This is a genomic window from Megasphaera sp. SC8-1, from assembly GCF_024436295.1.
GTDB classification, from domain to species: domain Bacteria; phylum Bacillota; class Negativicutes; order Veillonellales; family Megasphaeraceae; genus Megasphaera; species Megasphaera elsdenii.
Map to the genome: position 1 here is coordinate 1 of NZ_JANFQH010000034.1, position 22,758 is coordinate 22,758.

Sequence of the window (22,758 nt, forward strand, 5' to 3'; positions counted from 1 at the left end):
CGCTTCTTCGATGAAGTTATTCCCAAGCAGGACCGTGAACAGGACGGCGCAGACGACGGCGACCAGCATAGCGACCTTTTCATAGGGCATGCCCATGCCGGAATATACATAAGTAGGACACCGCCTGCCAGGAGGATGCCGATGAAAAATAGGCCCAGGCGCCATGCCCGCTTTGGCAGATGCACTGTTTGTCCCTTCATGGTAATCATTCCTTCCCCTCTATTATAATTATCTAGCTAACTACATAGGTGAATCAAGAAGTTACGCGCTATTATAGCGTAACCGTATCCGAACACATTGATTAGCTTGTTAACTATAATTATATACCCGAAAAAGAATAAAGTCCAGTACCTGAATCAGGACTGGACTTCTTTGGACAAAGCTCCGGCCGCCTTGGTTTCATCATCCAAGGACAGCCGGGCCAGGCGTTCGATGAAAAAGACGCGGCGATTGAAGAAATTGACGAAGCGCCCGACGAGCATAGCCGACACCAGCGTGCCGACGCCAAGGCCAGTCAGGGTCCCCAGGCCGCCGTAAAGGGTCGACAAGATGACGGCAATGGTGACCATGGTCGAATCGAAGGCGACTTTCGTCGAGCCCATCCGCCATTTCCCCGTCTGGGCAATGGCCTTGACGGCCCCGTCGCCAGGCACCATCAGGACCTGCGACGCCACTTCGATGCAGATGCCGAAGGCCAGGGTCGCACAGCCGGCCACTAAGAGAGCTGCGGCAAAAGGCCAGTTCAGTCCCTGTAATCCTGCCATGGCGTGCATGAAAAAGTCGATGGCTGCGCTGAAGACGAAGTTAATGGCAATCTGCAGCAGCTCTACGGGCCGGAACTGGCGGCGCAGCAGGGCAATCTGCAAGACGATGAAGGCCATGTTGAGGACAAAGGTCAGCTGGCCGAAGGTCCACGGCGTATAGAGGCTGACGACGAGGGGCACGCTGGAAATGGGCGACGTCCCCAGGCTGGCGACAGTAATCAAGTCGATGCCGCAGGCCGTCATCAAGATACTGCAAAGAAAGACACTGACCCGTATTTTCAAATGATGCATATGACGCATACTCAATCGCCCCACTTCTTTTCATTCTCCATAATGCGATGAAACGTCGCCATGAACTGCTGGCGTGCTTCCGGCTCGATACCCTGCCACATTTCATCGTCGATGCCATAAATGACCTGGCGGATCCGCTTGGCCTTTTCCCAGCCCGTTTCCGTCAGGAAGATGGCCACGCCCCGCTGGTCTTCGGGCCGCGTTTCCTTGCGGATGAGGTCCAGCTTTTCCATGCGTTTCAGCAGGCTGGTCACCGTCGACTTGTCGATGATGCACTCGCGGCTGATATCCTTTTGGCTGGCACCGTCATGGAACCACAGATATTCCAGGATCTTAGGCTGACCGGGCATGAGCCCTTCCCGCTTGATGCGGCGGCCGATTTCCCGGTTCGACCGGTGAAACCCTAACAACAGTAAAATATGCAACGCTTCTTCGTCCATGGCGATTCCCCTTTTAATTAGTTTTAATTCCAACTATATTTCTTATTATATCGCAAGAAGGAGAAAAGTCAACAGGGCGCCCCTTACAAGGGGCGCCCACTCCAGGACATGTACGATTTACCAACCACTTTGCTAGAAAAATTCTCCATATTCTGAGACGGGCTCGCCACGTGCGAGCCCCTACAAACTGCAAACTACGAACGAAAAACGATCTAGCAATCTGCAATCAATGAGACGTTTCGGCAGCAGGCAGCTCGCTGGTGCAGTGCGGGCAGCGGGTTGCATCGTCCGCAATGGGCTGGCGGCAGAACGGGCAGAGCCGCGGTTCCGGAGCCGGTTCCGGTTTGGGCAGGAAGCGGTTCAGCTGTTTGAGGACCATGAAAATGGCAAAGGCGATGATCAGGAACTCAATGACCGTGTTAAGAAAGGAACCGTAAGCAATGACAGGGATCCCGGCTGCTTTCGCTTCGGCCAGGGACTCGACGTGTTCTGTGCTCAAAGGGATGAAGAAGTCCGAAAAATCAATCCCGCCGAGGAGGACCCCAAATGGGGGCATAATAATGTTGTTGACCAGTGACGTGACGATTTTCCCAAAAGCTCCGCCGACGACGACACCGACTGCCATGTCCAGCACGTTCCCCCGCATGGCAAATTCTTTGAATTCCTTGATGATGCCCATGTTTTCCACTCCTATCTGTGGTGTAAAAAATAAATTATAAAAAAATAGGGATTCGCATGATGGCAGAAACCGTCGTGCGAATCCCTATTCATCATAGCGGAAAAAGGGCAAGCTGACAATGATTTTTTATTTTTGTTATATTTATTTAATAAAGCGACAGGAGCTGCGGCAAAAAGCCTGATTCCTGGATGGCTTCGATACATTCCAGGATGCCGACGGCCAGGACGAACCAGAGGACGTCGCCGGCAGCATGGCGGAAGACTTTCGGTTTAACTGTATATTCCTGCGGTTCATGGTAGAGCGACCATTTCGGGAAGAAACGGGGTACTTCCCGGATGTAGGCAGTATACGGTTCTCCGAAGAGGCGGTGCAGCCGGACTTCTTCCGTATGGATGACCGGGATGTACATGACGGCGAAGAGGAGTACCAGCAGTGCCGTCAGGCTCAGCGATTCCGTGCACAGGCCGATGCCGATGCCGCCGAGGAAGCTGAAGAAATACAGCGGATTCCGGCAGACCGAGTACGGCCCTTCGCGGACCAGGACGTCATTCTTATAGCCGGCAATGTACTGGGCGCACCACATGCGGCCTGCCATGGCGGCGCCGACGCAGAGGCAGCCCACGAGGAATAAGATGCCCGAGACATACGGGGCCGTGACATCCAATTCCTTTTGCGAGAACATGAATAAAAATAAAAACAGAAGCCCAATGACTTGGGAAATACGGGTGCGGTAATGGTCCAGGAAATACATGGTGACTCCTCCTCTTGTCCTAATTGATAAGGCCAGTATAACGGTCATTTCTAACGAAAGATTAGGCAAAAGTTAAAGGAATTATAAAGATTTGTGAACAGACTGCGTATTCTTTGTAACAACTTTTATGATACAATAAAAGAAACGTCATTCGTCCATTTTTAAGGAGGCATCTGCCATGTTCAAAAAATTACTCATATTTACCCTCAGCGCCCTGCTCTGCTGCGGCGCGGCTGTCGCGGCCGACACGACGTCCATGACCGACAAGGCCCGCCAGGCCGAAACACAGACCCTGCCGTCGACGATTAAACATCTCGACTTGGTCTTGGTCCTCGATAAGAGCGGCTCCATGTACGGCTTGGAAAGCGATACCATCGGCGGCTACAACGCCATGATTGCCAAGGAAAAAGACCTCGACGTCGACACCAAGGTCACAACGGTCCTGTTCAACAACAAAGTCGATATCCTGACGGACCGCAGCAACATCAACAGCCTATCGGACATGACGACCAAGGATTACCGCGTCGGCGGCTCGACGGCGCTCCTCGATGCCGTAGGCAACACGATTGCCAAGATATCCGACACGCCGGGCATTTCCGACAAGGACCACAAGGTCATCTTCGTCATCATCACGGATGGCTTGGAAAACGCCAGTACGGAATACTCCAAGGCGACGATCCAGAAAATGATTTCCGATAAAAAAGCCCAGGGCTGGGACTTCATTTTCCTCGGCGCCAATATCGACGCCGCTTCGGAAGCCCAGAACCTGGGTATCGATGCCGACCATGCCGTCAAGTATCGCAATACTTCGACGGGCGTCCAGAAGAACTTCGCCGCCATTGCCGCCTACACGCGCAGTGCCGTTCAGCAGCAAGACGACGACTCCTGGAAAGATAACATCGAAAAAGATAAGTAAGGCTTATTTCAAACCTGCCAATTTAGCCGGATCCATGGCTTTGTCGAACTGCTCTGCCGTGACCCACCCCGTCTTCAGGGCTGACTCTTTCAGGGTCAGCCCTTCTTTGGCTGCCTGTTTGGCAATGGTGCAGGCCTTGTCATAACCAACGAGAGGCACCAGGCCCGTGACCAGGATCAGCGAATTGTACAGGTTAGTCGTGATCCGTTCCTGATTCGGTTCGATGCCGACGACGCAATGCTTGCGGAAAGAATCCATGCAGTCCGTGAGCAGTCGGATGGACTGGATCAGGTTGTAGGCGATGACGGGCATGAAGACGTTCAATTCGAAATTGCCCTGGCTGGCGGCGATGCCCATGGTCGCATCGTTGCCCATGACCTGGACGGCGACCATGGTGACGGCTTCGCACTGCGTCGGGTTGACTTTGCTGGGCATGATAGAGCTGCCCGGTTCGTTTTCGGGAATACGGATTTCGCCGATGCCGCAACGCGGACCTGACGACAGCCAGCGGACGTCGTTGGCGATTTTCATGAGGTCGCAGGCCAGGGCCTTGAGCATGCCGTGGACGACGACGAGTTCGTCCTTACTGGTCAGGGACTGGAACTTGTTCGGCGCCGTATGGAAGGTCGTACCCGTCAGCTGGCTGACGATTTCGGCGAAGCGCACGTCATAGCCCTTGGGGCAGTTGATGCCCGTACCGACAGCTGTGCCGCCCATAGCCAGGTCGCGGAGGAAATCGATGCCCTGGGCCAGCATGTCCCGGTCACGCTGGATCATGCGGGCCCAGCCGCTGAATTCCTGGCCCAGCGTCAAGGGCGTCGCATCCTGCAAGTGGGTCCGGCCGATCTTGACGATGTCCTTGAAGGCTTCCTGTTTGGCCCGGAGTGCCTGGTAGAGGGCTTCCATGGCAGGGAACAGTTTCTGTTCGATGAGCAGGACGCCGACCATATGCAGGCCTGTCGGGAAGGTATCGTTCGAGCTTTGGGAATGATTGACGTGGTCATTGGGATGGACATTCAAGTCCTTGCCCTGGGATTGCAAAATCTGCTTGGCCCGGTTAGCGACGACTTCGTTGACGTTCATGTTGAACTGCGTGCCGCTGCCGGTCATCCATACGGCCAGGGGGAAATTGCCATCGAGCTTGCCGGCCAGGATGTCATCGCAGGCCTGGATAATGGCATCGGCCCGGTCGCCGTCGACGACGCCCAATTCCTTGTTGGTCAGAGCTGCCGCCTTTTTCAAATAAGCAAAGACCGTGACCATTTCGGCAGGAATCTTTTCCGTGCCAATCTTAAAATTCTCGAAGCTGCGCTGTGTCTGGGCACCCCAGAGTTTGTCAGCCGGGACTTTGATTTCTCCCATCGAATCTCTTTCTATACGGTATTCCATGAAAACCTCCAATCAGATTATATAAAACATAGCGGACTCAGGCGGGCGCCCTTTGGGACGCCCCTACGTTGGGTCCCCAAGGGGGACCGTATGAGAAACGAGGAACGGTTTCCCCACATTTGCGTCCGTATACTCCATATTTTATAAAACATGGCGGACTCGGCGGGCGCCCTTTGGGTCGCCCCTACGTTGGGTCCCCAAGGGGGACCGTATGAGGAACGAGGAACGGTTTCCCCACATTTGCGGCCGGACTTCATATTATATAAAACACGGTGGACTCGGCGGGCGCCCTTTGGGACGCCCCTACGTTAGGTCCCCAAGGGGGACCGTATGAGGAACGAGGAAGGGTTTCCCCACATTTGCGGCCGGACTCCATATTATATAAAACACGGTGGACTCGGCGGGCGCCCCTTTGGGTCGCCCCTACGTTGGGTCCCCACAGGGGACCATTCGAGGAACGATGAACGACCTACGACAAGCCCATGGGGTCGGGCTGGAAGATGCGGCCGTCCATGAGTTGCAGGTCATCGGCGATGAGCGGGCGGAATTCCATATGGCCCAGGATGTCCCGTTCCAGGTCGACGCCCGGGGCGATTTCTGTCAGCATGAGTCCCTGCGGCGTCAGGCGGAAGACGGCCCGTTCCGTAACGACCAGGACGTGCTGGCCGTGGGCTGCCGCGTAGTCTCCGGAAAAGGTGACCTGTTCGATATGGCGCTTAAACTTCTGGTACTTTCCTTCCCTGTCGATGACGAGCTGCCCGTTTTCGCAGTGCTCGCGCAGGCCGCCGGCCGTAAAGGTCCCCATGAGGATGAGCTTCTTCGTATGCTGGGCCAGGTCGATGAAGCCTCCTGGTCCGGTGACACGGCCGTGGAACTTCGAGACATTGACATTGCCCATGGCGTCGATTTCTGCCAGGCCCAAGGCACAGAGGTCGAGACCACCGCCGTGACAGATGTCGAACATATCGGCCATTTTCAGTTCTGCCTCAGCATTGACAGCCGCTCCCATATCGAGGCCCGACAAGGGGATGCCGCCGATGATTCCTGAATCGGCCGCCAAGGTCAAGCTCGGCCCGAAGCCTTCTTCAGCGGCAACGGAGCCAATGATTTCCGGGATGCCGATTCCCAGGTTCATGACATCCCCCTTTTTCAGTTCCATAGCGGCCCGGCGGGCACAGATTTTGCGATTATCCAGGGGATGCGGCGGCAGGGACTGGATGGACTTGCGCCTTTCGCCGCTCAGTTCCGGCCGGTAGCCATGGGTTGAAAAGCTCTGGACGTGATACTTCGGCCGCGGTACGACGACGTAGTCGACGAGGAAATGGTGTATCTTCACAAGGCGCGAATCGAGGCTGCCACGAGGCACGACGTCTTCGACCTGGACGACGACGATACCGCCGGAATTATGCGTCGCTTCGGCCACTTCCAGCTGTTCGCCAATCATGGCTTCACGCTGGAGGGAAATGTTGCCGTCTTCGTCAGCCAGAGAACCGCGGATAAAGCAGACCTGGATGGGAAAGGCCGGATAATACAGGTATTCGCTGCCATCGATTTCCATCAGGCGGACGATGTCCTTCCCTTCGCGGACGGTCTTGGCGTTGGCCTTGCTGCCGTCCCGGCGCGGGTCGGCCAGGGTATGCAGGCCGATGTCGGTCCAGACGCCCTTACGGCCGGCGGCAATAGCCCGATACAGTTCCAGGAGCGTCCCAGCCGGGACCGTATAGGCCAGGCACTGGTCAGCTGCGACCTTATCGGATAATTTCTTTTCCATGCCGAAATGACTGGTAATGATCGTCCCGATGAGGCCGTCTGCAGCCAGTCGGTCACCGCCGCGCTGGCCGCCGTCGCCAGTACCGGCAATCTTGACCAGTGTCAGGTTGCGGGGATGGCCTTCTTCACCATAGCGGTCGTGGAGAGCCTTGAATAAGCCGTCTGGCGTCCCGAAACCGGCATGGCCACTGACAGCCAAGGTCATATTATCGCCAACGAGACGGGCCGCTTCAACAGGCGTAATAAACTTTGTCATAAGGACCTTCCTTTCGTGTGGTAGTAAAAAAGGCTGTCTACGACAGCCTTTTTTAAGTTTGATGTTGGAATCACGTTATTTCAAGTGTTTCAATCCTTTAGCGCCGATATCGCTGCGGACCTGCTGGCCGTCGAAGTGGATGCGTTTGACGTTATCATAAGCCTTTTCGATGGCGCTCTTGAGGTCCGGAGCTACTGCCGTGACGCCGAGGACGCGGCCGCCGTTGGTGACGTACTGGCCATCTTTCTTGGCCGTGCCGGAATGGAAGACCATGACGTCTTCTTTATCGACAGCGTCGAGGCCGCTGATGACATCGCCCTTATGGGACGAAGCGGGATAGCCGGCAGAAGCCATGATGACGCAGCAGGCAGCAGCGTCTTTCCAATGGACCATGTCAGCCGTCAGCGTGCCTTTGGCGCAGGCGTACATGATCTGTGCCAGGTCGCCGTCGAGGAGCGGCAAAACGGCCTGCGTTTCAGGGTCGCCGAAGCGGCAGTTGAATTCGACGACTTTCGGGCCGTCTGCCGTAATCATGAGGCCGGCGTAAAGGCAGCCCTGATAGGTAATGCCTTCCTGCTTGAGGGCGTCGACGACGGGTTTCAAAATCTTTTCTTCGACTTCCTTGCGGATTTCCGGCGTAACGACCGGTGCCGGAGCATACGCTCCCATGCCGCCCGTGTTGGGGCCTTCGTCGTTATCGAAGATACGCTTGTGGTCCTGAGCGGAAATCATGGGCACGATGGTCTTGCCGTCGACGAAAGCCAGGAGGCTCGCTTCTTCACCGACCATGCATTCTTCGATGACAATGCGGCCGCCGGAAGCGCCGAAGATATGGTCTTCCATCATGGCATTGACCGCTTCGATGGCTTCTGCTTCCGTCTGGGCGACGACGACGCCTTTGCCGGCAGCCAGGCCGTCGGCTTTGACGACGATGGGTGCGCCCTGTTCTTTAATATAGGCCTTGGCGGCATCGCCATCGGTAAAGGAAGCGTAGGCTGCCGTCGGGACATGGTATTTCTTCATGAGGTTCTTGGCGAAGACCTTCGACCCTTCCATCTGGGCAGCGGCCTTGTTGGGACCAAAGACAGCCAGACCCTTGGACTGAGCCAGGTCGGCAAGGCCTTCGGTCAAGGGCACTTCCGGACCGACGACGAGCATGTCGATGCCTTCCTTTTGGGCATAGTCCGTGATGGCGTCCAGGTCGGACAAGGCGATGTCGACGCACTGGGCGACTTCACTCATAGCGGCACTGCCAGGGATGGCGTAGAGTTTATCGACACTCGGGCTCTGAGCCAGTTTCCAGGCTAAAGTATGTTCGCGGCCGCCGCCGCCGATGACTGCTACCTTCATTATTTTGCAGCCCCCTTCTGAACCTGTTCCGCTAAATATGCGGCAATAGCTGTATCATAGACAGCCGTATGATGGAAAGCTTCCTGAGCCAGTTCCAGGCGGTACTGGTCGGAAAATTCGCCGTCCTTCTGGAGGATGGAAATGATTTCGCCGTATTTAGCCGGATTGGTGACGATGGCGACGTATTTGTTGTTCTTGGCCGAAGCACGGACCATGCAGGGGCCGCCGATGTCGATGTTTTCAATGGCTTCTGCCAGGGTGACATCCGGTTTGGCAATAGTCTGCTGGAACGGATAGAGGTTGACGACGACCAGGTCGATTGGCTTGATGTCGTGTTCTTTCATGGCCTTGACGTGTTCCGGATTGTCGCGGACCGCCAGGATAGCGCCATGGATTTTCGGATTCAGCGTCTTGACGCGGCCGTCCATCATTTCCGGGAAGCCCGTGACGTCCTGAACGGCGATGACCGGTACGCCTGCTTCTTTCAGAGTCCGCATGGTGCCGCCGGTGGAGATGATTTCGATGCCGAGGTCTGCCAGGGCTTTGCCCAATTCGACGACGCCCGTCTTATCAGATACACTAATGAGTGCGCGTTTTACTTTCATGGAAAATTCCTCCTATTCCTGAGTCCCTTTGACGACGTTGCCGTCGATAGTCAATTTATCATCGCAAAAGAGTGCTGCCGCTCTGACGTAGGTCGGATGTTCCTTGGTGAGGATCCGGGCAGCCAGCGTATCTTCCGTATCGTCTTCGTAGACCGGTACGGCCGACTGCAAGATGATCGGGCCGGCGTCCATGTCGGGTACGACGAAATGGACCGTGCAGCCAGCGATCTTGACGCCGGCTTCGACGGCCTGGCGCTGGGCGTGGAGGCCGCGGAACGACGGCAGCAGGGCCGGATGGATATTGAGCATCTTGTGTTCATAATGGGAAATGAAATCACTACTCAAGAGGCGCATGAAGCCGGCCAGGCAGATGACGTCGGCCTGATACGGTTCGATGGCGTCGAGGATGTATTTTTCAAAAGCTTCTTTCGAGTCGAAAGATTTGCGGTCAGCCAGAATGACCGGTACGCCCCATTCCTTAGCCCGGTCCATGACCGGTGCGCCGGGGATATCGCAGACCAGGGCCTTGATTTCCGCATTGATCTTGCCATCTTTGACGGCATCGTGAAGGGCGATGGCATTGGAGCCGCGGCCCGATGCGAAAATGACCATTTTCTTCTTAGTCATGGAATACGCCTCCCCGCAAGGTTACGGGTACGTCGGAATCGACGACTTTGCCGATGACATAGGCCTTTTCATCGCGGTCTGCCAGATTCTTGAGGACGGCATCTGCGTCTTTTTCATCGACGATCATGATCATGCCGATGCCCATGTTGAAGGTACGGTACATTTCCTTGGCATCGACGTTGCCCCACTTCTGGAGGAGCCCGAAAATCGGCAGCTGCGGCCACGACGTGACGTCGATGTCGACGCCGACGCCTTTCGGCAGGACGCGGGGGATGTTTTCATAGAAACCGCCACCGGTGATGTGGACCATGCCCTTGACAGTGAAGTTCTTGATGATCGGCAGGCACGGACGCGGATAGAGGCGGGTCGGCGTGAGCAGGCATTCGCCGATAGTCATACCCAGTTCGTCGACGTACTGGTCGAGCTTCATGTTCTGCCGTTCCAGGACAATCTTGCGGACCAAGGAGAAACCATTGGAGTGGACCCCTGTCGACGGCAGACCGATGAGGACGTCGCCGGCTTTAATGTTTTCGCCGGTAATGACCTTGTCGCGGTCGACGATGCCGACGCCGAAGCCGGCCAGGTCATAATCATCTTTGGCATAGAAGCCGGCCATTTCAGCCGTTTCGCCGCCGAGGAGGGCGCAGCCCGATTCCTGGCAGGCATTAGCAACGCCCTTAACGATGGTTGCAACCTGTACCGGGTCGAGCTTGCCGACAGCGATATAGTCCAGGAAAAAGAGCGGTTCTGCCCCCTGGACAAGGACATCATTGATGGACATGGCGACGCAGTCCTGGCCGACTGTATCGTGCTTGCCCATCATGATGGCCAGGCGCAGTTTCGTACCGACCCCATCGGTACCGCTGACCAGGATGGGTTTCTTGATGTCACTGTTCATCAGGGAAAAGAGGCCGCCGAAGCCGCCGAGGTCGCCGAGGACTTCCGGACGGTACGTGGCTTTGACCGAATCTTTCATCAATTCTACGGCTTTGTTGCCAGCATCGATGTCGACGCCGGCATCAGCATAAGTCAATCCTTTATTTGTGTTCGAGAGCATATTTTTCTCCTTCCTCATTGGCCTGCGGAGTGTCCGTAGGATAGTCGTTGTTAAAGCAAGCTAAGCACATATCTTCCTTGGGGATATGTTCGACAGCCCGGTTGAGGCCATCGATAGAAATGAAATGGAGTTTGTCGACGCCGATATACTTCTGGATCTGTTCGACACTGAACGTCGAAGCAATGAGTTCCTTGCGGACTGACGTGTCGATGCCGTAGAAGCAGGGGTATTTGATAGGCGGTGCCGATACGCACATATAGACTTCCTTGGCGCCGGCTTCGCGCAGGAGCTTGCAGATGATGCCGCTCGTCGTGCCGCGGACGATGGAGTCGTCGACCATGACGATGCGCTTGCCCTTGACGACGGACTTGACGACGTTCAATTTCATGCGGACTGCCAGTTCACGCTGTTTCTGGTTCGGCTTGATGAAGGTACGGCCCATGTAGCGGTTCTTGATGAGGCCGTGCTTGAAGGGGATGCCCGAAGCCTGGGCATAGCCGATGGCCGCCGTGTTGCCGCTGTCCGGGACGGAAATGACGATATCCGCATCATACTGCGTTTCGTTCCACATTTCCCGGCCCATGTTCAGGCGAGCCTGATAGACATCCTGGCCGTCGATGACACTGTCCGGACGGGCGAAGTAAATGTATTCGAAGGAACAGACCTGCTTGCGCGGTGCCTTGGCAAAAATCGACGATTTGACGCCTTTTTCGTTGATCTGGACAAATTCGCCAGGCTGTACGTCGCGGACAAACTTGGCACCGATGGCGTCGAGGGCACACGTTTCCGAAGCCAGGACCCAGCCGCCTTCATCGGTACGGCCGATGCAGAGCGGGCGGAAACCGTAGGGGTCGCGGACGCCGTAGAGCGTATCTTTCGTCATGAGTACCAGCGAGTACGCCCCCTGGATGCGGTTCATGCTTTCCATGATGCGTTCTTCGATGGTGTCTTTCTGGCTGCGGCTGATGAGGTTGACGATGATTTCACTGTCCATGGTCGTCTGGAACGTCGCGCCGCCGCGGTCCAGTTCTTCCCGCAGGACCCGCGTATTGGTCAGGTTGCCGTTGTGCGCCAGGGCCAGCTGTCCCATGGGCGTGTATACGGCCAGGGGCTGGATGTTGCGGGGATTATTGGAGCCTGTCGTCGAATAGCGGACGTGGCCGATACCGACAGGGCCGCCTTCTTCGTCAGGTACGCCGTTGGCGAAGACCGTGCTGATGAGGCCCATGCCGCGGAACGTATGGATATCCTGGCCGTCAGTCAGGGCGATGCCGCCGCTTTCCTGGCCACGATGCTGTAATGCGAACAACCCCCAGTAAATATAGCGGGGAATATCGAGGTGTTTATCGTAAATACCTAAGACACCACATTCTTCATGCTGCTTATCCCAAATCGGATCGTAAAACATGAATTAAACCTCCTGTTATAACGAAAAATAGTCTGTACATGCCCTTAGAGGGACTTTACGGTTTCTTGCAATTTCTGGTTCTTTTCCATGACTTCTTTAGCCATGTTTTCGCGGTATGCCTTGTATTTCTTAGCTAATCCGGCATCGCTGGCAGCGCCGATCTGTACAGCCAGGAGCGCTCCGTTCTTGGCACCGTTGATGGCGACGGTGGCAACGGGAATACCCGACGGCATCTGGACGATGGCCAGCAGCGCATCCATGCCCTGGAGGCTGCCGCTTTCCAAGGGGACACCGATGACGGGCAGCGTCGTATAGCTGGCGACGACACCGGGCAGATGAGCGGCCATGCCGGCACCGACGACAAAGGCACTGATGCCCCGTTCTTCGGCTGTCGAAACGAATTCCCGGACAGCTGCCGGCGTGCGGTGGGCCGACGCTAACAAGACTTCATATTCAACACCAAATTCTTTAAAAATAGCAATCGCTTTTTTCATAACGGGAAAATCAGAATCGCTTCCCATGATCAAACCGACCTTCAACAGAGACCCCTCCTTAGAAAAACAAAACCCAAAAGTGACGCAGTATCACCTTTGGGTTTTCAGTTAGACACACGGAGACTGTTTACAAACGGCAAAGAACCTGTCCATAAACGTCTTGTCATAGTGCATCTCCTTATTGATTGAAAGATTATCAAACACACTTTGATTCTATCAAAAACCTACGAGGCTGTCAATGAAATTTGCCCGTTCCCTCACAGTTTGTACACGGATAACGCCGACTATGGTACAATGGGAGGAGATTACCCACACGGAGGGATAGATTATGGAATTAAATGACCAGCAGCAGCAAGTCGTCCGCGACCTGTCGCAGCCCATCCTGCTCAACGCCCCGGCCGGCACGGGCAAGACCCGTGTCCTGGCCTGCCGGGTCGCCCATATCCTGGAAACGAAGGCCGCTGAAGGCGCGCAGATACTCTGTCTGACCTTCACCAACCGGGCCTGCAAGGAGCTGAAGGAACGCATCGTCGCTACGGCCCACGAAAAGGGCCTGGACGTCGTCGTCAAGACGATCCACAGTTTCTGTTACAGCCTCATCAAAGAGGAAACAAAGCGCCAGAGCGACTGTTATAATGATTTTCTCCTCTACGATGACGAAGACTGCCGGCAGCTCATCGACAACCTCCCGGCGGCGGCGTCGGCACCGGGCAATGACACCCAGGCCCTGCAGAACTATATCGAATTTGCCAAGAAACAGCGCGTCCTCCCGGACCTCCACGATTTCACGGCGCCGAAAGAACCCCTCCAGGCCTGGCTCCATGACCACGGCGACGACCTCGTCCGGCAATACGATGCCATCCTGGCCGACAACCACGCCGTCGATTTCACGGACCTCATCACCGGCGCCTATGACTTCCTCACAGACGAAGCCTGCTGCCAGCGCTGGCGGGACCGGTTCCGCTTCATCGCCGTCGATGAAATGCAGGACACGAGCGAAGTCGAATACGCCGTCATCAGCCGCCTCTTCCCCGGCCGCAACGTCCTCCTCTGCGGCGATTACTTCCAGACCATTTACGAATGGCGCGGCTCCTATCCGGAATACATCCTGGAACAATTCCGCAAGACCTATCATCCCCGGGAAATCACCTTTACGACCAACTACCGGGCTACGCAGCTCCTCTTGAAAGCTGCCGAAGGCTGCCTGAACCGTCTCTTCGGCCAAGTGACGGTCCACCACATCTATCCCCAGCCCGGCCAGGCCGCAGCCGCCGTTCCCGGTGACCCCATCGTCGTCCATAAGGCGGACAACTTCATCGGCGAAAGCCGCTGGATCTTCCAGGAACTGATGCGCCTGCCGCAGCAGGAACGACTGAAAGCCTGCGTCCTCGTCCGTGGCAACCGCCAGGCCCAGCAGCTCTGGACGGGCATCAACGCCCACAACCAGCACTATCCGCCGGAAGACCAGCTGCCCGTGACCTGTATCGACCAGTTCCACCTGTTCAAGCGCCAGGAATGTAAAGACGTCCTGGCCTACCTGAGGCTGCTCCTGAACAAGCATGATAACCTGAGCCTGAAGCGGATTTTATTGCGCTTCGTCCCCCGCATCGGCCGGCGAACCGTAGAGACCATCGAAAGCGAATCCTACCGCCGCCTGGGCCTTCGGCTCTGCGACTTCATCGACCCCATTTCCCAGGAAACGGGCGACCCTTACGGGCTCCTGCTATCAGCCCTGGATGAAGGCCGGATCGTCGTCTTCGACGTCGAAAGCACCGGCACCGACACGACGAGGGATGAAATCATCCAGATTGCCGCCGTCCGCCTCGATGCCCAGGGCCAGGTCGCGGACACCTTCAACACCTATGTCCGTGCCAGCCGGCCTGTCGGGGCTTCCTTCTACGTCCACCACATCAGCGACGAAACCCTGGAGGCCCAGGGGATGGAACCGCGCCAGGCTCTGACGGCCTTCCTGGACTTTGCCAAAGACGCCGTCATCGTCGGCCACAACGTCACGTATGACCTGTCCATCCTGCACAGCGAGCTCCAGCGCCTGGGCATGGGCGAAAGCGGCGATTTCCCCTATTACGACACGCTGGACATCTACCGCCGCTTCTATCCCAACCTCATCAACCACAAACTGGCCACGCTCAGTGAAACCTTCCCCATCGACCATCAGCCATCGCACGACGCCTTCGACGACATCCTGGCCACGGCCGGCCTCCTATGTTATGCCGTAACGAAACAAATCCGCCCGGCTACGACGGCCCGCCGTTCGTCCCTGGCTATCTACCTGCCTCTCTTCGCCCCGTTCAGCCGTGACATAGCCCGTTTCCGCCGACAGTCCTATCAGGACCGGCCCATAGACCTCATCGCCGCCGTCATGAACGAAGGCGGCGTCAAGGCCTGGTACGAAAGCCATCGCGACCCCAGCGATGCGGCCCAGCACATCGACAGGCTGGAAAACGTCCGCAAGCTCTACCGCATCGCCAAAGAAACAGACGACCCGGGCCAGGACCCGCGCGACGCCCTGGCAGAATTTCTCAAGCTGACCGCCCTGTCCAACAGCGAACTGGACAGCATGCTGGCCAAGGACCCGAAAATCCCCATCATCACCATCCATCAGGCCAAGGGCCTGGAATTCGATTACGTCTTCCTGGCCCATCTGGAAGACCGGGTCTTCCCGACCTTCTGGTCCGTAAAGAAAGGGAATATAGAAGAAGAAAAACGCCTCTTTTATGTCGCCATTACGCGGGCCAAAAAGAGGCTGTATCTGAGCTGGCACGAAGGGAACGGCAATCAGCGCTATGCGCCGAGCCGCTTCCTCCAGAGCCTGGATTCCCAATATATCGAAGTTAGATGAGGCCGGCTATGCCTAAGACCAGGCCTAAGACGCCGGACCCGATGAGGACCTTGATGACGCCGATCTTGCGGCGCGTGGCTGCAATGGCCAGGATGAGTATGGCCAGGCCGCCGAGACTGAAGGCCGACCAGTCGTCGGGCAGGGTTTCCGTATTCCACAGGGCCAGGAGGATGAAGCTCAGGCTGGCGACGCAGATGAGGGCGACCACTGCCGGCCGCAGGCCATTGAGGATGCCCCGGATTGGACCGATGTCGCCATACTTGAGGAAGACGCGTGCTAAAATAATCCCCAAGAAGAACGACGGCGTGACGAAGCCCAGGGTGGCTGCAACAGCCCCGCCCAGCCCGGCGATCTTGGTGCCGACAAAGGTAGCGGCATTGATGCCGATCGGTCCCGGAGTCATCTGAGAAATGGTGAATATATCGACAAATTCGCTCATAGAGAGCCAATGGAAGGTATCGACGACACTGGCCTGGATCAGCGGCATGGAAGCATAACCGCCGCCGACGCAGAAGGCCCCGACTTTACAGAATTCCCAAAAAAGCAATGCATATATCATAATAAGTCCCTCCCCTTAGTCGTACTTCTTATCGCGCATGAAGGCGAAGCCGATGATGCCGTCAATGATGATGAGCACCATGATATTGACATCGAAGCACAAGTTGGCAATGAACGTCGCCACGATGATGGCCAGGGGCAGGAGCAATCTCTTCTTGCCCTGCTTGATGAGGAGGTCGATGCCGACATTGACGATGAGCGCCGTCGCCCCGCACTGCATGCCGCGGAGGATCATCTTGATATATAAGTTCTGGATAAAGAAATCATAGCAGTATGAAATGATCGACAGCGTAATCAGACAGGGCAGCACCGTAGCCACCAGAGCGACCAGCGTCCCCAGGACCCCAGCCATGCGATAGCCCAGGATGACGGCACTGTTGACGGCGATGACGCCTGGCATGGACTGGGCAATGGCTACCATGTCGAGGGTATCCTTGTCGTTGATCCAATGGTATTCATCGACGTATTTCCCTTTCAGCAGGGGAATAATGACGAAGCCTCCGCCGACGGTGAAGGCACTGATTAAAAAAGTCGATTTGAACAGGGTCCAAAAGAAATGGGCATCCCGTTTCGGTGTCACAATTTCGTTCATCGTGTATCATTCCTTTCCGGATAGGTATCTTTTCTATGGTCTTAGTATAACACGTCTTTTACTATATTGAAAATATTTGTACAATTGATATAATATATGTAAATCATATGTCAAGGAGGCATGGGTATGGATATCCGTCAACTCACTTATTTCATGGTCATCGCCGAAGAAGGCCAGATCACAGCCGCCGCCCGGCGCCTTCACATGGCCCAGCCGCCGCTGAGCCAGCAGATGAAGGCCCTGGAAGAAGAACTGGGCGTCCAGCTCCTGCAGCGGGAGCCGCGCAGCGTCACCTTGACCGACGCCGGCGAAATCCTCTACCGCCGGGCCCGGCAGATCGTCACCCTCACCGACTCGACGCGCCGGGAAATCGCCGATTTCAAGAACGGCCTACGCGGCACCTTGTCCATCGGGACTGTATCGTCATCGGGCAGCGTCATTCTCCAGCCAGCCCTCCGCCAGTTCCACGACGACCATCGCGGGATCCGCTTCGAAATCTACGACGGCAACACCTTCCGCGTCCTGGACATGCTGCGCAAGGGCCTCATCGAAATCGGCATCGTCCGCACGCCCTTTAAGCAGGACGCCTTCGACTGCACTCTGCTGCCGGAAGAACCGATGGTCCTGGCCTATACCGAGTCCCTGGCCGACCCCAATCCGGGCCAGCCGTCGATGACCATAGAACAACTGCAGGGCCTGCCGCTCATCCTCTACCGCCGCTTCGACCAGCTCTTCCATGACGTCTGCGAAGCCCACAATCTCACACCGAACCTCCTCTGCCGCAACGACGACGCCCGGACGACCCTGCTCTGGGCCGAAACCGGCCTGGGCTACGCCGTCGTCCCGGCATCGGCCATCTCACCGGCCAGTCGGCCCCAGCTCCAGACAAAAGCCATCGACGAACCGCGCCTGCGCACCCAATTAGCCGTCATCACCCCAAAACACCGCTACCTGTCCAGCATAGCCCGCCAGTTCATCGATGCCTTGACAAAGGCCTGAAAACACGCTGGCATGTTTCATTTCCACCCCTCATTTTTATTCTTCATGGAGTCAATCAAATTACGCTAGAATTTATTTTCATTCGGCCACTACAGTTAAAAGTCAAAAAAAGACGCTGTCATCATGTGACAGCGTCTTTAACTATCTTTTGGTGCACCACACAAAAGTTAATGCGAACTTGACACTGCAATTCTATCCGGATTATTTCGCATCGTGCATTTCCGCATGAAAAAGGACGGCCGATAACGGGGCCGTCTTTTTTTATTCATAAAAAAAAAGGGCGTCGCAAAATGCGACAGCCCCATATAATACATTAATATGAAATTGTTACTGCTGGCCGCCCTCGGCCTGTGCTTCCGGCTGCGCGGCCGTCGTGCTCTTGCTGAGTACGAGCTTGACTGCCCAAAGGATGCCGTTGATCAGCAAAGGCAGGACGAATTTATCACGTACCATGCACCAGCCCTGCTCATTATCAGCCTGGGCTTGTACCTGCGTGATAAACTTATCCGCAACGGTAGAAAGTGCGTCCATGCCGTCCCCTGTGAGGTCGGTGATCATCTGATTTTTTGCGGATTCGACGACGTCGCTGACGTCTAACGCCGATACCATACCATCTCTGATTTCTGTCCATTTACTCATAAATGATTACCTCCTACTGTACACTACATTCATAATCCGTAACGCCACGTGCAATAGCCCGGGAGAAGTCATCCCATTTGTCTTTAAGTAGGTCCGCGTCATCGTCATTGTCGATAAATGCTGTCTCTACGAGTACGGCCGGCATGTCGGTATGACGCAGTACGATGAGTCCCGGCATCTCTTTGACGCCGCGGTCTACGGTGCCCAGTGCGCTGACAATCTGGTCCTGGATGCACTGCGCGAGGTTCCCCCCGTTGCTCATGCGGCTGTAACACTCTACTTCCGTGCCGAGGGCCTGGCCGTTGGCGGCATTGCAATGGATGCTGACAAATACATCTGCTTCCCAGTCGTTGGCGTCTGCGCAGACAGCTACCGGACGGTCGTCGTGGTCGCTATCATAGTAAAGATTATCGGATTGCAGAATCCGGCATTCACAGCCGGCCGCTTCGAGGTATTCTTTTACTTTTGCCCCAATTTTTGCGGCTACGTCACACTCTCTGAGATCTACCGTACCATCCGTGTCAGTATGTACGGCGCCGCTATCATAGTCTAAATCGTGGCCGGGATTAATGTATACTTTCATTTCTGGTCCTCCTTTTTCGTGGCGGCGGTCTTGATATTGCCACCAATATAACCCAGTAGGCCCGAGGCAATGCTCATCGATAGTTCGTTCAGGTTATAAAAAATTGTCATAATTAGCGCTGCTACAAGGCCAACTACGACGATGCAGTCGGTGATATTCACTTTGTCTATTTGCATGTCCTACCTCCCCTTTTAATGCTGAAAATAATCAACAATAAAAGATATGATACCGCCGATAATCCCGGCGATGATGTACATGGAGTTAATCCGGTGATGCGCGGATCGCCCGCGCTGGTCGGCCACAATGGCTAATTCCTTCGTCTCCTGGAACTGCTCTTCAAGGTTTTTCACGGTGTCCAGTGCCTGCTTAGACTGCGCCTCGAGCCGTCCCATCCTTTCAAGTACTTCAGACTGGAAATCATGTTCACTCATGTATTTGCCTCCTTTTAATGAAAAAGACAGCCAATCCTTACCTCTTAAGTTTGCAAATTAATTAGTAGCTTCCATTTTGTCCAACTATTATTTGATCTATTAAAAAGACGCATCCATACTTTACCATCGAATGTATAGTATGTTTGATATGTATAATATGCATTTCTTGCTATTGATTCAACAACTAATCGTCCTGCTTTTTGTTCTGGTAGATTTGTTAAAGTTACGTCTTTATCAAAGTTCTCTGCTATATATTCGCCATCTACTATTAAATCATTTGCTGTTTCCCCCTTTTTATAGACATTCATAAGATTGTTTATCGGTGTTGTTATTAGACTCCATTCTGACCACTTACTATTATTATCTTCTGAGTATGGTTTGGTTCTTCTGAATATTCTGCCAAATGTATACTCTATAAATATTTGAACAATGTTATATATCACATACTCAATGTCAGATGAAGTCAAATCGGTTACAATTAAAAGTCCTGCATCACAGACATCTGTTGATGTAATTTTAGGCACATTTAAAATATGCCACATATCCTCATTTCTCTTGACATAGTATTTTCCTTTATTTGTATAATTATTAAAATCATCACCGGCTTTTATTTGTTCTTTACCTGAGTTTTGTGGAAGAATAACAAAATCTTTGGTATCATCAGATAAATTAAAATAGAATGGTATATTATCTTTTGTATAGTTATCTGCTTTAATCCAAAGAATACTCTTGACCTTGCCAACGGTTTGGAATGAGTGTTCATCTACATCCTCTTTATAACAACCGAAAAAAGAAAAATTACTTAACGCATAAGTGTTTCCTTGGCTTGCATTTTCTAATTTAAAACCTATCACGCTATGCTCACTTGTGCAATTAAAAAAATTCCATCCATGAATATTTGCGGCGTTTTCTGATTTTACATGAAAGCCTATCTTACAATTCATAAAACGCCCGCCATAAAAATACATTGCATTAAGCCATGGCGCCCAACTTTCTGTATCATTTTTGTTTTGAGGATTACTACATTCTGCTAATACACCTGTTTCTTTACAGCTAATACAATTAAAAGTTGTGTGAACATACTGCATCCAGTCATTTGGATCATCATTTCTTACAAGAAAATGAATACCCCCGCCATTCGATGCTAAGATGAATCCTAGATTCAAATGTGAATTTCTTAGTCGTCTAAATAAAATTGCATAGTCGCTACCCGTATATTTTAAAGTGGCATTTGACATATCTAAATTTAAGAAGCATGGGGATTTATCAAAATGTAACGTTGTAGATGTAACATACTCTCCAACTGGAAAAATAATTTTCGGCAGAATTTTCCCATCTGCTGCATTAACTTCTTGTGTATCTGCATTTCTACCTTTTGAATACGCATAATTAATCGCATTTTGAATAGTAATAGTATCATCTGTACTCCCGTTTCCTTTTGCCCCGAACCGTTTAACATTAATGGCTCCATCAATGATTAATTCAGCAATATTCCCATTATCTAAAAAGATGATACTGCCGCCGTCGTCTTGGTCATTATCAGTTTTGGCCCTGATTAGGTAGACGCTGCCGCCACCGTCGTTGGGCTGGTAGTAGCCCAGGGTTACGCATGGGCGCCCTACAATAGCTGTTTCACTCTTACGCATTTCAGCCACACTATTATAGTAGCCAATGGGGAGCTTGAATTTACTCATACCGGCATATTCGCGTGATAGGGCTGCCCAGATTTTCGCGCTCTGTGTGTAGCCTGTGGGACTATCAGTGTCGGTGGCCTCGTCTGGGCTTGCGTTACCTTCTGCCCATGCCTTGCTGATGTTTGCATATCCATTCGCAAGTGTCATGGCTTGCTGAGTAGTTTGCAAATAGTTGTTTGCCGTTGCTTCTAGTTGCTTGGCTTTCGCTTCTGACTCAGCCGCTTTTGCCGCATACCCCGCCGCTACTGTTGCGATTTCTTCTGCTGTTTTCGGTAGCGTGAGGGTTATAGTGATTTCGCTGGTTGCTACAATGTACATCGAGAATTTCATGGTGATATCTGTACCATCATTCTTGCTGGCGATGTAACTAGGGTGATCATCGTATGATACGGCATATAAAATTTCCGTGCCATCTGTATTCTGTGCAAAAAGCCCCAATTCCGATGCCATGTAGCTGGTATCTACTGCCGCATTTGTCAGTACCGCCGTTGCAACACACATATTTTTTTCAGCTGTCACCTGCTGTATTTCAGCTATAGACATAGCATTTTGCGGTTCGACCAGGGCACTTCTTTCATAGTAGTCGTCAACGGTTGTCACCGTACCTGAACCGAGCTGCATCTTTGTTAATTTCAATGTAGTCCCGGCTTCTACTTTTGCGTGCAGTGCTTCGCCGGCTTTAGTCAAAATATATCCTGTCGTGAAATTCATGGGTCAGTCATCCTTTCGTCATGCAGTTCGAAGCCAAACATCAACTGCGTAAAATGTAGGCAAAATAGTTATTGGCTCACGCCCGCCTTCGATGCTCGTATTCCCGGTCCAAGTCTTGGATGCATCGAAATTGATGTATGAGCCGCTCCCGCTTTGTGATTCCAGGTCAATGCCATCCCCATCTCCAACACAAAAAGCGCCAAATGGATAGTGCTCCCCTGCATGACGCCCAACCTGAGAGTCATCGGCGGGAAAACCACCCGTGATGTTCATGTTACCCCGGGTGTGACTATGGGGCGGCATGTTAACATACTGTATATAGCATTTATAAGATCCTCCTGTTTGTCCAGCCGCATAGGTGGTACCATTTATAGTACCGGAAGCCATGAGATATGCTGCATTGATTTGCTTCCATGTTCCGCCCCACATCGTAGCCGGATCTTTACCGCCGACGCATATATAAACCCCGCCAACAGGATGATTCAGCTCCAAGTTTTTTTTCATGGCGTCATCCAATTCCGATTTTGTAACGTAGGTATCCATATCCACTGTAATGGATATGCTGTCGGCATTACTGGTCGTAATGTAAATAGTCGTCAAGATGTTTCGGATGACCCCGACTGATGCAGCTTCAAATGTATCCGGATTCGTAGCAATCGCAACGGCAAATAATATCTCGAAGCCGTTGCTTTTTTTAGCGTATACCCCAATGCATTTTTGCTGATACGTCGTTTGCAGGTCTTTATTTGTGATGTTTGCGACAACTTTAATCGTCGTATCATTGACCGTCTTTGCACCCGCAATCGGTACTTCTTGCGCTATGTCCGTTAGTTCTGTCAGCGATGCCAAAGCGTCCTGTCTATACGTCGCAGAGCTTACGCATATTTTCGTGAT

General features: G+C 53.5%; 23 protein-coding genes. 3 read left to right on the forward strand and 20 right to left on the reverse strand.

The window, feature by feature from the left end; genetic code table 11:
- Positions 1-356: 356 nt before the first annotated feature.
- The 4 genes from NOS26_RS10685 to NOS26_RS10700 all read right to left on the reverse strand — a co-directional run bounded on the left by NOS26_RS10685 (position 357) and on the right by NOS26_RS10700 (position 2,925).
- Positions 357-1,055 (reverse strand): YitT family protein, encoded by a 699-nt coding sequence (locus NOS26_RS10685; RefSeq protein WP_255917733.1) that lies wholly within the window; start codon positions 1,053-1,055, stop codon positions 357-359.
- 11 nt (positions 1,056-1,066) lie between these two features.
- A complete protein-coding gene (locus NOS26_RS10690) occupies positions 1,067-1,495 on the reverse strand; it encodes a MarR family winged helix-turn-helix transcriptional regulator (protein ID WP_255917734.1) in 429 nt (142 codons plus the stop codon).
- A 226-nt stretch (positions 1,496-1,721) separates the two neighbouring features.
- The gene (gene mscL, locus NOS26_RS10695) at positions 1,722-2,174 is read right to left on the reverse strand and encodes a large conductance mechanosensitive channel protein MscL (RefSeq protein WP_255917735.1); all 453 of its coding nucleotides are present in this window, start codon (positions 2,172-2,174) and stop codon (positions 1,722-1,724) included.
- Positions 2,175-2,319: 145 nt separating this feature from the next.
- On the reverse strand, positions 2,320-2,925 hold the full coding sequence (locus NOS26_RS10700) for an isoprenylcysteine carboxylmethyltransferase family protein (RefSeq protein WP_255917736.1): 606 nt from the start codon (positions 2,923-2,925) through the stop codon (positions 2,320-2,322).
- 178 nt (positions 2,926-3,103) lie between these two features.
- Here NOS26_RS10700 and NOS26_RS10705 point away from each other — a divergent pair, with 178 nt between their 5' ends.
- The gene (locus NOS26_RS10705; RefSeq protein ID WP_255917737.1) at positions 3,104-3,841 is read left to right on the forward strand and encodes a vWA domain-containing protein; all 738 of its coding nucleotides are present in this window, start codon (positions 3,104-3,106) and stop codon (positions 3,839-3,841) included.
- A gap of 3 nt (positions 3,842-3,844) precedes the next feature.
- Here the strand turns inward: NOS26_RS10705 and fumC are convergent, their stop codons facing one another.
- From fumC to purE, 8 genes are all read right to left on the reverse strand, one after another.
- Positions 3,845-5,230, reverse strand: coding sequence for a class II fumarate hydratase (gene fumC / locus NOS26_RS10710; protein ID WP_255917738.1), 1,386 nt, complete (start codon positions 5,228-5,230; stop codon positions 3,845-3,847).
- A gap of 469 nt (positions 5,231-5,699) precedes the next feature.
- On the reverse strand, positions 5,700-7,256 hold the full coding sequence (locus NOS26_RS10715) for an acyl CoA:acetate/3-ketoacid CoA transferase (protein WP_255917739.1): 1,557 nt from the start codon (positions 7,254-7,256) through the stop codon (positions 5,700-5,702).
- Positions 7,257-7,331: 75 nt separating this feature from the next.
- A complete protein-coding gene (purD, locus tag NOS26_RS10720; RefSeq protein ID WP_255917740.1) occupies positions 7,332-8,606 on the reverse strand; it encodes a phosphoribosylamine--glycine ligase in 1,275 nt (424 codons plus the stop codon).
- A complete protein-coding gene (locus NOS26_RS10725) occupies positions 8,606-9,211 on the reverse strand; it encodes an IMP cyclohydrolase (RefSeq protein ID WP_014016575.1) in 606 nt (201 codons plus the stop codon). The genes purD and NOS26_RS10725 overlap by 1 nt, the downstream gene beginning before the upstream one ends.
- 12 nt (positions 9,212-9,223) lie before the next feature.
- Positions 9,224-9,838 carry a phosphoribosylglycinamide formyltransferase gene (gene purN / locus NOS26_RS10730; protein WP_255917741.1) on the reverse strand — a complete coding sequence of 205 codons (615 nt, stop codon included), beginning with the start codon at positions 9,836-9,838 and terminating at the stop codon, positions 9,224-9,226.
- On the reverse strand, positions 9,831-10,895 hold the full coding sequence (gene purM / locus NOS26_RS10735) for a phosphoribosylformylglycinamidine cyclo-ligase (RefSeq protein ID WP_014016573.1): 1,065 nt from the start codon (positions 10,893-10,895) through the stop codon (positions 9,831-9,833). The genes purN and purM overlap by 8 nt, the downstream gene beginning before the upstream one ends.
- Positions 10,876-12,303, reverse strand: a complete 1,428-nt coding sequence (purF, locus tag NOS26_RS10740) for an amidophosphoribosyltransferase (RefSeq protein ID WP_170101556.1) — start codon at positions 12,301-12,303, stop codon at positions 10,876-10,878. The genes purM and purF overlap by 20 nt, the downstream gene beginning before the upstream one ends.
- Positions 12,304-12,347: 44 nt before the next feature.
- Positions 12,348-12,842 carry a 5-(carboxyamino)imidazole ribonucleotide mutase gene (purE, locus tag NOS26_RS10745; RefSeq protein WP_014016571.1) on the reverse strand — a complete coding sequence of 165 codons (495 nt, stop codon included), beginning with the start codon at positions 12,840-12,842 and terminating at the stop codon, positions 12,348-12,350.
- A gap of 283 nt (positions 12,843-13,125) precedes the next feature.
- On the opposite strand from purE, the gene NOS26_RS10750 reads away from it, so the two are divergent.
- Positions 13,126-15,657, forward strand: coding sequence for a 3'-5' exonuclease (locus NOS26_RS10750; protein ID WP_255917742.1), 2,532 nt, complete (start codon positions 13,126-13,128; stop codon positions 15,655-15,657).
- Here the strand turns inward: NOS26_RS10750 and NOS26_RS10755 are convergent.
- Together NOS26_RS10755 and NOS26_RS10760 are read right to left on the reverse strand one after the other, a co-directional pair.
- Positions 15,650-16,216 carry a chromate transporter gene (locus NOS26_RS10755; protein WP_027895183.1) on the reverse strand — a complete coding sequence of 189 codons (567 nt, stop codon included), beginning with the start codon at positions 16,214-16,216 and terminating at the stop codon, positions 15,650-15,652. The genes NOS26_RS10750 and NOS26_RS10755 overlap by 8 nt on opposite strands.
- A 15-nt stretch (positions 16,217-16,231) precedes the next feature.
- Complete coding sequence (locus NOS26_RS10760) at positions 16,232-16,807, reverse strand: chromate transporter (RefSeq protein WP_022497430.1); 576 nt, start codon at positions 16,805-16,807, stop codon at positions 16,232-16,234.
- A gap of 126 nt (positions 16,808-16,933) precedes the next feature.
- Here NOS26_RS10760 and NOS26_RS10765 point away from each other — a divergent pair, with 126 nt between their 5' ends.
- A complete protein-coding gene (locus tag NOS26_RS10765; protein ID WP_072983395.1) occupies positions 16,934-17,806 on the forward strand; it encodes a LysR family transcriptional regulator in 873 nt (290 codons plus the stop codon).
- 327 nt (positions 17,807-18,133) lie between these two features.
- Here the strand turns inward: NOS26_RS10765 and NOS26_RS10770 are convergent, their stop codons facing one another.
- From NOS26_RS10770 to NOS26_RS10795, 6 genes are read right to left on the reverse strand one after another with little or no spacing between them, the layout of a single operon-like run.
- On the reverse strand, positions 18,134-18,445 hold the full coding sequence (locus NOS26_RS10770) for a hypothetical protein (RefSeq protein ID WP_255917743.1): 312 nt from the start codon (positions 18,443-18,445) through the stop codon (positions 18,134-18,136).
- Between the two features lie 13 nt (positions 18,446-18,458).
- Positions 18,459-19,028: an N-acetylmuramoyl-L-alanine amidase gene (locus NOS26_RS10775; RefSeq protein WP_255917744.1), complete on the reverse strand. Its 570-nt coding sequence runs from the start codon at positions 19,026-19,028 to the stop codon at positions 18,459-18,461.
- On the reverse strand, positions 19,025-19,204 hold the full coding sequence (locus NOS26_RS10780) for a hypothetical protein (protein WP_255917745.1): 180 nt from the start codon (positions 19,202-19,204) through the stop codon (positions 19,025-19,027). The genes NOS26_RS10775 and NOS26_RS10780 overlap by 4 nt, the downstream gene beginning before the upstream one ends.
- 15 nt (positions 19,205-19,219) lie before the next feature.
- Positions 19,220-19,459 (reverse strand): hemolysin XhlA family protein, encoded by a 240-nt coding sequence (locus NOS26_RS10785; protein ID WP_255917746.1) that lies wholly within the window; start codon positions 19,457-19,459, stop codon positions 19,220-19,222.
- Positions 19,460-19,503: 44 nt separating this feature from the next.
- Positions 19,504-21,864 carry a glycosyl hydrolase family 28-related protein gene (locus tag NOS26_RS10790; RefSeq protein ID WP_255917747.1) on the reverse strand — a complete coding sequence of 787 codons (2,361 nt, stop codon included), beginning with the start codon at positions 21,862-21,864 and terminating at the stop codon, positions 19,504-19,506.
- Between the two features lie 18 nt (positions 21,865-21,882).
- Complete coding sequence (locus NOS26_RS10795) at positions 21,883-22,713, reverse strand: hypothetical protein (protein WP_255917748.1); 831 nt, start codon at positions 22,711-22,713, stop codon at positions 21,883-21,885.
- Between the last annotated feature and the right edge of the window lie 45 nt (positions 22,714-22,758).

Coding starts and splice junctions, on each gene's coding strand:
- purF (WP_170101556.1), bottom strand. CDS start 12,303: ATGTTTTACGATCCGATTTGGGATAAGCAGCATGAAGAATGTGGTGTC.
- NOS26_RS10750 (WP_255917742.1), top strand. CDS start 13,126: ATGGAATTAAATGACCAGCAGCAGCAAGTCGTCCGCGACCTGTCGCAG.
- fumC (WP_255917738.1), bottom strand. CDS start 5,230: ATGGAATACCGTATAGAAAGAGATTCGATGGGAGAAATCAAAGTCCCG.
- NOS26_RS10785 (WP_255917746.1), bottom strand. CDS start 19,459: ATGAGTGAACATGATTTCCAGTCTGAAGTACTTGAAAGGATGGGACGG.
- NOS26_RS10760 (WP_022497430.1), bottom strand. CDS start 16,807: ATGAACGAAATTGTGACACCGAAACGGGATGCCCATTTCTTTTGGACC.
- purM (WP_014016573.1), bottom strand. CDS start 10,895: ATGCTCTCGAACACAAATAAAGGATTGACTTATGCTGATGCCGGCGTC.
- NOS26_RS10790 (WP_255917747.1), bottom strand. CDS start 21,864: ATGAATTTCACGACAGGATATATTTTGACTAAAGCCGGCGAAGCACTG.
- NOS26_RS10765 (WP_072983395.1), top strand. CDS start 16,934: ATGGATATCCGTCAACTCACTTATTTCATGGTCATCGCCGAAGAAGGC.
- NOS26_RS10715 (WP_255917739.1), bottom strand. CDS start 7,256: ATGACAAAGTTTATTACGCCTGTTGAAGCGGCCCGTCTCGTTGGCGAT.
- NOS26_RS10755 (WP_027895183.1), bottom strand. CDS start 16,216: ATGATATATGCATTGCTTTTTTGGGAATTCTGTAAAGTCGGGGCCTTC.
- NOS26_RS10685 (WP_255917733.1), bottom strand. CDS start 1,055: ATGCATCATTTGAAAATACGGGTCAGTGTCTTTCTTTGCAGTATCTTG.
- NOS26_RS10770 (WP_255917743.1), bottom strand. CDS start 18,445: ATGAGTAAATGGACAGAAATCAGAGATGGTATGGTATCGGCGTTAGAC.
- purN (WP_255917741.1), bottom strand. CDS start 9,838: ATGACTAAGAAGAAAATGGTCATTTTCGCATCGGGCCGCGGCTCCAAT.
- purD (WP_255917740.1), bottom strand. CDS start 8,606: ATGAAGGTAGCAGTCATCGGCGGCGGCGGCCGCGAACATACTTTAGCC.
- NOS26_RS10780 (WP_255917745.1), bottom strand. CDS start 19,204: ATGCAAATAGACAAAGTGAATATCACCGACTGCATCGTCGTAGTTGGC.
- NOS26_RS10700 (WP_255917736.1), bottom strand. CDS start 2,925: ATGTATTTCCTGGACCATTACCGCACCCGTATTTCCCAAGTCATTGGG.
- NOS26_RS10705 (WP_255917737.1), top strand. CDS start 3,104: ATGTTCAAAAAATTACTCATATTTACCCTCAGCGCCCTGCTCTGCTGC.
- NOS26_RS10775 (WP_255917744.1), bottom strand. CDS start 19,028: ATGAAAGTATACATTAATCCCGGCCACGATTTAGACTATGATAGCGGC.
- NOS26_RS10690 (WP_255917734.1), bottom strand. CDS start 1,495: ATGGACGAAGAAGCGTTGCATATTTTACTGTTGTTAGGGTTTCACCGG.
- mscL (WP_255917735.1), bottom strand. CDS start 2,174: ATGGGCATCATCAAGGAATTCAAAGAATTTGCCATGCGGGGGAACGTG.
- NOS26_RS10725 (WP_014016575.1), bottom strand. CDS start 9,211: ATGAAAGTAAAACGCGCACTCATTAGTGTATCTGATAAGACGGGCGTC.